Origin of the sequence: Pseudomonas sp. P9_31, assembly GCF_034008235.1 — a bacterium.
Classification (GTDB): Bacteria; Pseudomonadota; Gammaproteobacteria; order Pseudomonadales; family Pseudomonadaceae; genus Aquipseudomonas.
In genome coordinates this window covers 5487031-5500000 of the sequence record NZ_CP125375.1, presented here as the reverse complement: position 1 = coordinate 5500000, position 12970 = coordinate 5487031, and the positions used below count along the sequence as shown (strand labels likewise).

Genomic DNA, 12970 nt, shown 5'->3' with positions numbered 1-12970 from the left:
CCTTAATCGACGACATCAGCTGCTCCATAAGTTCCCACACGAATTGCTTGATTCATTGAAGAAGACGATAAGGTTTCTCCTTAAAGAGAAGCTTTTTGTATTAAAGCTTAGAAATGAGCATTCCATCGTGATGATGGTGAATGTTGATTTCTAGTCTTTGGCTAGATCGTTCTTTAAAAATTTGGGTATGTGATAGAAAGATAGACTGAGCGTTACTTTCACTGGTAACGGATCAGGCTAAGGTAAAATTTGTGAGTTTAATCGCGAATTTTCGGCGAATGTCGTCTTCACAGTATAACCAGATTGCTTGGGGTTATATGGTCAAGTGAAGAAGCGCATACGGTGGATGCCTTGGCAGTCAGAGGCGATGAAAGACGTGGTAGCCTGCGAAAAGCTTCGGGGAGTCGGCAAACAGACTTTGATCCGGAGATGTCTGAATGGGGGAACCCACCTAACATAAGTTAGGTATCTTAAGCTGAATACATAGGCTTAAGAAGCGAACCAGGGGAACTGAAACATCTAAGTACCCTGAGGAAAAGAAATCAACCGAGATTCCCTTAGTAGTGGCGAGCGAACGGGGACCAGCCCTTAAGTGGCTTTGAGATTAGCGGAACGCTCTGGAAAGTGCGGCCATAGTGGGTGATAGCCCTGTACGCGAAAATCTCTTAGCCATGAAATCGAGTAGGACGGAGCACGAGAAACTTTGTCTGAATATGGGGGGACCATCCTCCAAGGCTAAATACTACTGACTGACCGATAGTGAACTAGTACCGTGAGGGAAAGGCGAAAAGAACCCCGGAGAGGGGAGTGAAATAGATCCTGAAACCGTATGCGTACAAGCAGTGGGAGCCCACTTTGTTGGGTGACTGCGTACCTTTTGTATAATGGGTCAGCGACTTATTTTCAGTGGCGAGCTTAACCGAATAGGGGAGGCGTAGCGAAAGCGAGTCTTAATAGGGCGTCTAGTCGCTGGGAATAGACCCGAAACCGGGCGATCTATCCATGGGCAGGTTGAAGGTTAGGTAACACTGACTGGAGGACCGAACCGACTACCGTTGAAAAGTTAGCGGATGACCTGTGGATCGGAGTGAAAGGCTAATCAAGCTCGGAGATAGCTGGTTCTCCTCGAAAGCTATTTAGGTAGCGCCTCATGTATCACTGTAGGGGGTAGAGCACTGTTTCGGCTAGGGGGTCATCCCGACTTACCAAACCGATGCAAACTCCGAATACCTACAAGTGCCGAGCATGGGAGACACACGGCGGGTGCTAACGTCCGTCGTGAAAAGGGAAACAACCCAGACCGTCAGCTAAGGTCCCAAAGTTATGGTTAAGTGGGAAACGATGTGGGAAGGCTTAGACAGCTAGGAGGTTGGCTTAGAAGCAGCCACCCTTTAAAGAAAGCGTAATAGCTCACTAGTCGAGTCGGCCTGCGCGGAAGATGTAACGGGGCTCAAACCATACACCGAAGCTACGGGTATCACTTAGGTGATGCGGTAGAGGAGCGTTCTGTAAGCCTGTGAAGGTGAGTTGAGAAGCTTGCTGGAGGTATCAGAAGTGCGAATGCTGACATGAGTAACGACAATGGGTGTGAAAAACACCCACGCCGAAAGACCAAGGTTTCCTGCGCAACGTTAATCGACGCAGGGTTAGTCGGTCCCTAAGGCGAGGCTGAAAAGCGTAGTCGATGGAAAACAGGTTAATATTCCTGTACTTCTGGTTATTGCGATGGAGGGACGGAGAAGGCTAGGCCAGCTTGGCGTTGGTTGTCCAAGTTTAAGGTGGTAGGCTGGAATCTTAGGTAAATCCGGGATTCCAAGGCCGAGAGCTGATGACGAGTGTTCTTTTAGAACACGAAGTGGTTGATGCCATGCTTCCAAGAAAAGCTTCTAAGCTTCAGGTAACCAGGAACCGTACCCCAAACCGACACAGGTGGTTGGGTAGAGAATACCAAGGCGCTTGAGAGAACTCGGGTGAAGGAACTAGGCAAAATGGCACCGTAACTTCGGGAGAAGGTGCGCCGGTGAGGGTGAAGGACTTGCTCCGTAAGCCCACGCCGGTCGAAGATACCAGGCCGCTGCGACTGTTTATTAAAAACACAGCACTCTGCAAACACGAAAGTGGACGTATAGGGTGTGACGCCTGCCCGGTGCCGGAAGGTTAATTGATGGGGTTAGCTAACGCGAAGCTCTTGATCGAAGCCCCGGTAAACGGCGGCCGTAACTATAACGGTCCTAAGGTAGCGAAATTCCTTGTCGGGTAAGTTCCGACCTGCACGAATGGCGTAACGATGGCGGCGCTGTCTCCACCCGAGACTCAGTGAAATTGAAATCGCTGTGAAGATGCAGTGTATCCGCGGCTAGACGGAAAGACCCCGTGAACCTTTACTATAGCTTTGCACTGGACTTTGAATTTGCTTGTGTAGGATAGGTGGGAGGCTTTGAAGCGTGGACGCCAGTTCGCGTGGAGCCATCCTTGAAATACCACCCTGGCAACTTTGAGGTTCTAACTCAGGTCCGTTATCCGGATCGAGGACAGTGTATGGTGGGTAGTTTGACTGGGGCGGTCTCCTCCTAAAGAGTAACGGAGGAGTACGAAGGTGCGCTCAGACCGGTCGGAAATCGGTCGTAGAGTATAAAGGCAAAAGCGCGCTTGACTGCGAGACAGACACGTCGAGCAGGTACGAAAGTAGGTCTTAGTGATCCGGTGGTTCTGTATGGAAGGGCCATCGCTCAACGGATAAAAGGTACTCCGGGGATAACAGGCTGATACCGCCCAAGAGTTCATATCGACGGCGGTGTTTGGCACCTCGATGTCGGCTCATCACATCCTGGGGCTGAAGCCGGTCCCAAGGGTATGGCTGTTCGCCATTTAAAGTGGTACGCGAGCTGGGTTTAGAACGTCGTGAGACAGTTCGGTCCCTATCTGCCGTGGACGTTTGAGATTTGAGAGGGGCTGCTCCTAGTACGAGAGGACCGGAGTGGACGAACCTCTGGTGTTCCGGTTGTCACGCCAGTGGCATTGCCGGGTAGCTATGTTCGGAATAGATAACCGCTGAAAGCATCTAAGCGGGAAACTAGCCTCAAGATGAGATCTCACTGGGACCTTGAGTCCCCTGAAGGGCCGTCGAAGACTACGACGTTGATAGGTTGGGTGTGTAAGCGCTGTGAGGCGTTGAGCTAACCAATACTAATTGCCCGTGAGGCTTGACCATATAACACCCAAGCAATTTGCGCTTAAAGAGCCAGATTGCGGTGTGTGAAGACGCAATGAACCGAAAGTTCGAGTAAAACACACAAACTATCGCATACCCAATTTGCTGAAGCGTCGAAAGACGGTTCGGTACCCGAATTTCTTGACGACCATAGAGCATTGGAACCACCTGATCCCATCCCGAACTCAGCAGTGAAACGATGCATCGCCGATGGTAGTGTGGGGTTTCCCCATGTGAGAGTAGGTCATCGTCAAGATTAAATTCCGAAACCCCTATCTGCGTATGCAGGTAGGGGTTTTGTTTTGCCCGCAGGAAAGTTCGTACAGCATCATCGGACCGCTCCCGGCTGTCACAGTCTCCCGACAATGCTAAGGTTCGGCCCTAGCTTTTGTATTTTCCCAAGGAAGCCTTTATGCCGGACGCCACGTCCCTCAGTGCTGGTTTTATGGTGGTTCACGGCAACCGCCTGGACGAGTTGCGCAGCCTGGTGGTCAGTTGGATGCGGCGCTACCCGCTGGCTCCCTTGGAAAATGAAATCGCTCTGGTACAGAGCAACGGCATCGCCCAATGGCTGAAGCTGGCACTGGCCGAAGATCCTGAAGATGACGACATGGGCGGTTGCGGAATCGCCGCCGCCATCGATGTGCAGTTACCAGGCAGCTTCATGTGGCAGCTCTATCGCATGGTGCTGGGACGTGACGAAATCCCGGCCAAATCCCTGCTCGATAAAGCTCCGCTGACCTGGCGTCTGATGCGTCTGTTACCTCAGTTGATCAATCAACCGCATTTCGAGCCCCTGCATCGCTTCCTTACCCATGACACCGATTTACGCAAGCGCTACCAATTGGCGGAGCGACTGGCGGATCTGTTCGACCAATATCAGGTATATAGGGCCGACTGGCTCGAAGACTGGGCAGAAGGTCGTCATCAGTTACGAAATGGCAGAGGCGAAGCCAAAGCCCTGACCCCGGCCAACTGCTGGCAGGCGGAGCTGTGGCGTGCGCTGTTGCTGGATGTTGGTGAACAAGGCATGGCGCAAAGCCGCGCGGGCGTCCACCAACGCTTTATCGAGCGTATCAATAGTCTCGACATGGCGCCCTGTGGATTGCCTTCACGGGTGATTGTTTTCGGGATTTCTTCATTGCCTGCCCAAGCCCTGGAAGCACTTGCCGGGTTGGCTCGGTTCAGCCAGGTTCTGTTGTGCGTACACAACCCATGTCGTCACCATTGGGCGGACATCGTCGCCGATAAAGATCTGTTGCGGCATCAATACAAACGTCAGGCTCGCAAGCGCGGCATGCCCGTTGTGCTCGACCCACAAACTCTCCATCAGCATGCGCACCCGCTATTGGCCGCGTGGGGTAAACAGGGGCGGGACTACATCAATCTGCTCGACAGTTACGACGACCCCAACAGCTATCGCTCGGCGTTTCGCGACGGGCGCATCGACCTTTTCAGCGATAACCAGCCGCAGAACATGCTCAATCAGCTGCAGGACGACATCCTGGAATTGCGCCCCCTGAATGAAACTCGCGAGCGTTGGCCTGCTGTTGATCTGGATAAGGACGAATCGATCCGATTTCACATCGCCCATAGCGCTCAACGCGAAGTGGAGATCCTTCACGATCAGTTGCTGGCTCGATTCAGTGCTGATCCAGACTTAAGGCCTCGCGACGTGATCGTGATGGTTCCGGACATCGACAGTTATGCCCCTCACATCCGTGCTGTCTTTGGTCAGCTTGATCGCCATGACCCGCGTTTCATTCCCTTCACGCTCGCGGATCAAGGCCAGCGCGGCCGGGATCCGCTACTGATTGCTGTCGAGCATCTGCTGAAGTTGCCCGACAGTCGCTTTCCCGTCAGCGAGATCCTTGATCTGCTCGACGTTCCGGCATTACGCGCCCGGTTTGGCGTAGAAGAACGTGACCTGCCGATCTTGCACCGTTGGATCGAAGGCGCAGGTATCCGTTGGGGGATGAATGCCGAGCAACGCGCGGGTTTGGGGCTGCCTGAAGAACTGGAGCAAAACAGTTGGCATTTCGGTCTGCGACGGATGCTGCTCGGTTATGCCGTGGGTAGTGCCAGTGCCTGCGAGGGGATCGAACCCTACGATGAGATTGGTGGTCTGGATGCCGCGCTCATAGGTCCTTTGGTGGCATTGCTGAATGCGCTGGAAATTGCCCACCAGGAACTCACTCAACCTGCGGCGCCCAAACAATGGGGCTCGAGGTTGCAAGCTTTGGTGCAGTTGTTCTTCCTGGCCAGTAACGAGCATGACGACTATTTGTTGGCTCAACTTGAAGAGTTGCGTGAGACCTGGCTTGAGACCTGCGAGTCCGTAGGCTTGCAGGATGAGTTACCGCTGACCGTGGTCCGTGAAGCCTGGCTGGCTGGTCTCGACCAAGGCCGCCTGTCTCAGCGCTTTCTCGCCGGTGCAGTTAACTTCTGTACCTTGATGCCCATGCGAGCGATCCCGTTCAAACGAGTCTGCCTGTTGGGCATGAATGACGGCGATTACCCTCGCGCACAGCCGCCGCTGGACTTCGACCTGATGGGCAGCGACTACCGGCCTGGTGATCGTTCCCGGCGCGAAGATGACCGCTATCTTTTACTGGAAGCATTGTTGTCGGCACGTGACCAACTCTATATCAGCTGGGTCGGTCGCAGTATTCGGGACAACAGCGAGCGCCCTGCTTCGGTATTGATAGGACAGCTGCGTGACCATCTCGCCAGCGGCTGGCAATCGCACGATGACAATGATGATCTGCTTGAGTCCATGACTCAGGAACATCCCCTGCAACCCTTCAGTGCTCGCTATTTCCATGAAGGCGATAATTTGTTCAGCTACGCCAGCGAGTGGCAGTTACTTCATCAAGCCAGTGATCTAACGACTCATACCGAGGTTCTCGAACCCTACGTTCAGGACGAGCCGTTGAGCCTGGGGCAGTTGCAGGATTTTTTGCGCAATCCTGTGAGGCATTTCTTCAGTCAGCGGCTCAAAGTGTTCTTCGAGGCTGCTGAAGTGCCTTTGGCGGATGAAGAGCCGTTTGTTCTCGACGCGCTGCAACGCTATAGCCTCAGCGACAGCTTGCTCGAGGCGGCACTCGGGCAACTGGACCAAACCGATCAGGCGCTGGAGGCGCAGGCAAAACGCCTGCAAAACAGCGGGCTCTTGCCCATGGCCGGTTTTGGCGAGTGTCTGCAGCGCGAGTTGATCGAGCCGCTGCCGGATCTGCTGCTGCGCTATCAGCAGCTTCTGGCGCTATGGCCGACCCCGCTCACCAGCGCGTTGCCGGTGAATCTGGAACTGCATGGACTACATCTGGAGGGTTGGCTCGGTGGCCTGCATCAACGCGCAGATGGCGGCTTATTGTCGGTTTCTACGATTCCCAACAGCATCGGTTCAATCAAGGCCCGCAAATGGCATCGCCTGACGCGGCCATGGGTCAATCACCTGGTTGCCTGTGCCAGCGGTATGTCGATGACAACCGCACTGGTGGCCAGCGATGACAGTTTGCTATTGGCCCCCTTGGAGAAGGGTGCAGCACTTGATGTCCTGAATAACCTGTTACTGGCCTGGCAAACAGGCATGCGCCAGCCGCTGCCGATTGCAGTAAAAACGGCCTTCGCCTGGCTCGCTCAAACCGACCCGGCCAAAGCTGACGCCGCTGCTCGCAAGGCTTATGAAGGCGACGGCCAGACCACTGACGGCGAGCGCCGCGAAAGCCCGGCACTGGCTCGGCAATTTGCCGATTACGATGCACTGGTTGCCGATGAGACCTTCCCCGATTGGTGCGACGCTTTGTATCGGCCGCTGTTTGAGGCTTCCTGGCGTTCATTGAGCAGCGAGGAGGCGCGCTCATGACCACGAAAACACCGTTGGCCCTGGCATTCCCCCTGCGTGGCAGCCAACTGATCGAAGCCAGCGCCGGGACCGGCAAGACCTTCACCATTTCTGCGCTTTACTTGCGTCTGGTCCTGGGGCACGGTGACGAATCGAGTGGTTTTGGGCGTGAATTGTTGCCGCCGCAAATCCTCGTGGTGACCTTCACCGATGCCGCGACCAAAGAACTGCGCGAGCGTATTCGCACTCGGCTGGCCGAAGCAGCACGGTTTTTCCGTGAAGAGACACCGGCACCGGATGGCCTCATTGCCGAACTGCGCGAGCAGTACCTGCCCGAACAGTGGTCCAGTTGCGCAAACCGTCTGGACATCGCCGCTCAGTGGATGGATGAAGCGGCGGTATCGACCATCCACAGTTGGTGCCAGCGTATGTTGCGCGAACATGCATTCGACAGTGGCAGCCTGTTTACCCAGACCCTGGAAACCGATCACAGCGATTTGCTCGGCGAAGTCCTGCGCGACTACTGGCGACTGTTCTGCTACCCGATGCAAGGCGATGCGCTGAACTGGGTTCGCGGTAACTGGGGTGGCCCGGCGGCGTTGTTGCCGCGAGTGCGTGGGTTGTTCGCCAGCGAGCGTGACAGCGTTGAAGGTAAAGAACCTGCCGAGTTGATTGCCGAGTGCCTGGAGGAACGACGGGCCGCTTTGCTCGAGCTCAAGATGCCCTGGCGTCAATGGGCCGATGAGTTGCTTGCCATCTGTCACCAGGGCGTCGCGAGCAAGAGCGTCGATGGTCGCAAGATGCAGGCACGCTACTTCGAACCCTGGTTCGAAAAACTTCGGACCTGGGCCGAAGATGAATCTCTGGAGCAGCTTGACATTGGCACCGGCTTCACTCGCCTGACTCCTGATGGCATGGCAGAAGCCTGGAAGGGTGAAGCCCCCCGCCATCCGGGTCTGGATGCCATGCCCGGCCTCAAGGCCAGCCTCGATGGCTTGCCGACCCCCGATGCCGCCGTGCTGCAACACGCTGCCCACTGGGTCGGTGCTCGGTTCGAGGAAGAAAAGCGTCGCCGCGCGAAAATGGGCTTCGATGACATGCTGCTGCGCCTTGATGCGGCCTTGCAGTCCGATGGCGGTGAGCGCCTGGCAACCCTCATCCGCGAGCAGTTCCCGGTCGCGCTGATCGACGAATTCCAGGACACCGACCCGGTGCAATACCGAATCTTCGAGAGCATTTATCGCATCGAAGATAACAATCCTGAATCCGGTCTGTTTCTGATCGGCGATCCGAAGCAGGCAATCTATGCCTTTCGCGGTGCCGACATTTACACCTACCTGCGCGCTCGCCAGGCTACCGCTGGCCGCCTGCATACCCTGGGCACCAACTTCCGTTCCAGTCATGGCATGGTCGGTGCGGTGAATCATGTGTTCGAGCGCGCCGAATCTCGGGAGCAGGGGCGTGGAGCATTCCTGTTTCGTGAGAAGAATGGCGAAAATCCTGTACCGTTTCTGCCCGTCGAGTCCCAGGGACGCAAAGAAGTTCTGCGTATTGATGGTCAGGTTGTACCTGCCCTGAATATCTGGCACCTGTCCGCCGATCAGCCACTGTCTGGCGCCGTGTATCGACAACAGTTGGCCGCCGCCTGCGCCAGCGAAATCACCGCACTGCTCAATGGCGGTCAGCAAGGCCGTGCGGGCTTCATCCAGGACGGTAAGGACTTAAGAGGTCTGCTGCCGGCGGATATCGCGATTCTGGTGCGTGACGGCAAAGAGGCCCAGGCCGTGCGCGGCGAACTTGCCGCCCGGGGTGTGCGCAGTGTTTACCTGTCAGACAAGGATTCAGTATTCGCCGCGCAGGAAGCCCATGACCTCCTGACCTGGCTCAAGGCGTGTGCCGAGCCGGATGTCGAGCGTCCACTGCGGGCTGCGCTGGCTTGCATCACGCTGAACCTTTCGCTGGCAGAGCTGGAACGACTGAATCAGGATGAACTGGCCTGGGAAGCACGGGTCATGCAGTTCCGCGGTTATCGCGAGCTCTGGCGCAAGCAGGGCGTATTGCCAATGCTGCGGCGTTTGCTGCACGATTTCCAGCTGCCCCAGGCATTGATCGCGCGCAGCGATGGCGAGCGGGTATTGACCAACCTGTTGCATCTGTCCGAGTTGCTGCAGCAGGCCGCCGCCGAACTCGATGGCGAGCAAGCGCTGATCCGTCATTTGTCCGAGCATCTGGCGTTGTCCGGCCAGGCTGGCGAAGAGCAGATCCTGCGCCTGGAAAGCGACGAGCAACTGGTCAAGGTCGTGACCATCCACAAATCCAAAGGGCTTGAATATCCGTTGGTGTTTCTGCCGTTCATCTGCTCGGCAAAACCGGTGGATGGCAGCCGTTTGCCGTTGCATTACCACGACGCGACGGGTAAGGCTCAGGTGAGCTTGAAGCCAACGACCGAGTTGATCGCCCAGGCCGATGATGAGCGTTTGGCCGAAGACCTGCGTCTGCTCTATGTAGCCCTGACCCGGGCACAGCATGCTTGCTGGCTCGGTGTGACCGACCTCAAACGCGGCAATAACAACGGCTCGGTTCTGCACCTCTCTGCGTTGGGTTATCTGCTGGGCGGTGGTGCGCCATTGGCCGAGTCGGCAGGATTGCGGCGTTGGCTGGAAGATTTGCAGCAGGGCTGTCCGGCGCTGAACTACGGTGAAATGCCTGAAGCGACCGCCGAGCATTACCATCCGCCGCGCAATGAAGCGACCTTGCTTGCCCCGCTGATACCCAAGCGCAAAGCCAGTGAAAACTGGTGGATCGCCTCCTACAGCGCTTTGCGCATTGGCGACAGTCTGAGCGTGGGCAGTGACGAAGCCCCGGAGAGCCCGCAAGCACAAAAGCTTTTTGACGACGAACGTCTCGATCCGCAAACGCCGCGAGAAGTGATCGCTGGCGGTGCTGATATCCATCGATTCCCTCGTGGCCCGAACCCTGGCACTTTTCTCCATGGATTACTCGAATGGGCCGGTGACGAAGGTTTTTCCGCCGCAACGCAAAACGTGGAAGATGCCATCGCCCGCCGCTGCAACCGCCGTGGCTGGGAAGGCTGGATCACCACGCTGAGCGACTGGCTGCAGCACTTGCTCAAATCCTCGCTGCACATCGGTGATGGGCAGGCACCGGTGGTGTTCGAGAAACTGACTCAATACCGGGTCGAGATGGAGTTCTGGTTCGCCAGCCACAAGGTCGATGTGCTCAAACTCGATGAGCTGGTGTGTCAATACACTCACAACGGTGTGGCCCGGGTGGCCGCTGAACCGGTGTTGCTCAATGGCATGTTCAAAGGTTTCATCGACCTGACGTTCGAGCATGATGGCCGCTATTACGTCGCTGACTACAAATCCAACTGGCTGGGCGTCGATGATGCGGCCTATACCGAGCAGGCCATGGAGCAGTCGATTCTCGATAACCGCTATGACCTGCAATATGTGTTGTACCTGCTCGCCCTGCATCGCCAGCTCAAGGCGCGGCTTGCCGATTACGATTACGACCGACATGTCGGTGGGGCGTTGTACCTGTTCCTTCGCGGTACTTGCGCGGCCAGCCAGGGCGTGTATTTCGCCCGTCCACCACGGCAGCTGATCGAGCGCCTGGACCGGTTGTTCCAAGGCAAGCCAGAGCCCAAGGCTGAACCCGCCTGGGAACAGGGAGTACTGCTATGAGTCGCACCTTCGCCGATTTGCTGCCCATGCCGTTGGCGGCCGAAAGTCTGGCGGGTCTGGCCCCGTTGAGTCGCGCTGATGATTTGTTGCTGCTGCTCACGCGCTGGGTCGAACGCGGTTGGTTGCGGCCGCTGGACAAGGCCTTCGTTGCGTTTCTCCACGAGCTCGCTCCTGACGATGATCCACTGGTGCTGCTGGCCGCCGCGTTGACCAGTCACCAGTTGGGCCATGGCCATGTCTGTCTGGATCTGTTCGAAACGCTGAAAGAACCAGACTTCGCTCTGTCGCTGCCGCCGGAAGGTGATCTGCAAAGCGGTGCGATGTTGCTGCCGTCGCAATTGCTTGAGGCACTGGAGGGTGCCCATTGGTGCAAGGTCCTGGCGTCCAGCCGTCTGGTGGCTCTGGCCGTTGACGGGCGTGAGGCCGCGCAGCACCGACCATTGGTGCTGTCGGGTAAACGCCTGTACCTGCGCCGCTACTGGGCTTACGAGCGGCGGATCGACAACGCCCTGCGTCAGCGTCTGGCGGCACACGAAACAACACCGAATGACTTACCACAACGCCTGACCGGCCTGTTCGGTCCAGCCAAGTCTGATGAAGTGATCGACTGGCAGAAGCTCGCTTGCGCCCTGGCAACCCGTAGCGCATTCAGCATCGTCACTGGCGGCCCGGGAACCGGTAAAACCACCACGGTCGTGCGCTTGCTTGCATTGCTCCAGGCACCTGCGGTGGAGGCCGGCAAACCGCTGCGCATTCGTCTCGCGGCCCCCACCGGCAAAGCTGCCGCACGATTGACCGAGTCCATCAGTCAGCAGGTTCAAACCCTGAAAGTTGCTGAAGCCGTACGGGAGAAGATCCCGTCGGATGTGACCACCGTGCACCGTTTGCTCGGCAGTCGTCCCGGCACCCGGCATTTCCGCCACCACGCCGGTAATCGCTTACCGCTGGATGTATTGGTGGTGGACGAAGCCTCGATGATCGACCTGGAGATGATGGCCAACCTGCTCGACGCGTTGCCGGCCCATGCCCGTTTGGTACTGCTCGGTGACAAGGACCAACTGGCGTCGGTAGAGGCCGGTGCCGTCCTGGGTGATCTGTGTCGCGATGCCGAAGCCGGTTGGTACAGCCCGCAGACCCGCCAGTGGCTGGAGGCGGTCAGCGGTGAAAACCTCGATGCCAGCGGTTTGCGGGAAGACACCCACGGAGCGCATCCACTGGCCCAGCAAGTCGTGATGCTGCGCCACTCACGGCGCTTCGGCGAGGGTAGCGGCATTGGTCAGTTGGCCCGTTGGGTCAACCAGCAGCATCCCGAGGGCGCGCGCAAGTTATTGGCCGCTGCAAGTCATGACGACGTATTTTCCCTGGTCCTCAAGGGGGAGCAGGACCGTGCTCTGGAGCGCTTGCTGCTCGAAGGCCATGGCGAGGGACCGCAAGGCTATCGACATTATCTGAGTCTTTTACGCAGTCAGCGGCCACCGCTCGACAGCCCGCTCGACGATCCACGCTGGACCCATTGGGCTCGAGTGGTGCTGCAAGCCTTCGACGCTTTCCAGCTATTGTGCGCGGTACGCAAAGGGCCTTGGGGTGTGGAAGGCTTGAATCAGCGAGTGACCGACGCGCTGCTCAAGGCTCGGCTGATCGACAGCGACCACCAGTGGTACGAAGGGCGGCCCGTGCTGATGACCCGCAACGACTATGGCCTGGGTTTGATGAACGGCGACATTGGCATTGCCCTTAGGCTGCCGGAGCGTGAAGGCCCCGAGGCCGGCCGGCAAGTGTTGCGTGTGGCCTTCCCGCGCAACGATGGTCAGGGCGGTGTGCGCTTTGTCCTGCCAAGCCGGCTCAACGATGTCGACACCGTGTACGCCATGACCGTACACAAATCCCAGGGCTCGGAATTTGCCCATACCGCGTTGATTCTGCCGGATGCCCTGAACCCTGTGCTCACCAAGGAGCTGATCTATACCGGGATTACCCGGGCCAAAGACTGGTTCACCCTGATTGAGCCTCGCGCCGGCGTATTCGAAGAGGCCGTGCAGCGCAAGGTCAAGCGCTTGAGCGGGTTGATGCTGGAGCTGGAAGAGGGGATCGAGCCGAGTCACTGACGGAGGCGCGCCAGACGACGGAATCTGTCCGAAGTGCCGTAGTGCGTGGCCTCGCGGGTGTTTCGGTGCTGTGCTATCGTTGCGGCATCATTTCGTTGTAATC

At 57.2% G+C, this 12970-nt stretch carries 3 protein-coding genes and 3 rRNA genes (1 of these 6 cut by a window edge); all 6 read left to right on the top strand.

All coding sequences use genetic code 11. The features are described from left to right. Nucleotides 1-5: ribosomal RNA gene (locus QMK51_RS24905) — 16S ribosomal RNA — on the top strand (it extends 1534 nt beyond the left edge of the window). 314 nt (nucleotides 6-319) lie between these two features. Continuing rightward, nucleotides 320-3211 (top strand): 23S ribosomal RNA (locus tag QMK51_RS24900). A gap of 140 nt (nucleotides 3212-3351) precedes the next feature. Further along, nucleotides 3352-3467, top strand: a 5S ribosomal RNA gene (gene rrf, locus QMK51_RS24895). Together the 16S, 23S and 5S rRNA genes form the textbook arrangement of a ribosomal RNA operon. 156 nt (nucleotides 3468-3623) lie before the next feature. Further along, a complete protein-coding gene (recC, locus tag QMK51_RS24890; RefSeq protein WP_320392331.1) occupies nucleotides 3624-7076 on the top strand; it encodes an exodeoxyribonuclease V subunit gamma in 3453 nt (1150 codons plus the stop codon). After that, on the top strand, nucleotides 7073-10762 hold the full coding sequence (recB, locus tag QMK51_RS24885; RefSeq protein ID WP_320392330.1) for an exodeoxyribonuclease V subunit beta: 3690 nt from the start codon (nucleotides 7073-7075) through the stop codon (nucleotides 10760-10762). The genes recC and recB overlap by 4 nt, the downstream gene beginning before the upstream one ends. Next, the gene (gene recD / locus QMK51_RS24880) at nucleotides 10759-12867 is read left to right on the top strand and encodes an exodeoxyribonuclease V subunit alpha (protein WP_320392329.1); all 2109 of its coding nucleotides are present in this window, start codon (nucleotides 10759-10761) and stop codon (nucleotides 12865-12867) included. The genes recB and recD overlap by 4 nt, the downstream gene beginning before the upstream one ends. Nucleotides 12868-12970: the final 103 nt, after the last annotated feature.

Bases quoted from the DNA above. Each gene is read 5' to 3' on its own strand.
- recC (WP_320392331.1), top strand. From the start codon at position 3,624: ATGCCGGACGCCACGTCCCTCAGTGCTGGTTTTATGGTGGTTCACGGC.
- recB (WP_320392330.1), top strand. From the start codon at position 7,073: ATGACCACGAAAACACCGTTGGCCCTGGCATTCCCCCTGCGTGGCAGC.
- recD (WP_320392329.1), top strand. From the start codon at position 10,759: ATGAGTCGCACCTTCGCCGATTTGCTGCCCATGCCGTTGGCGGCCGAA.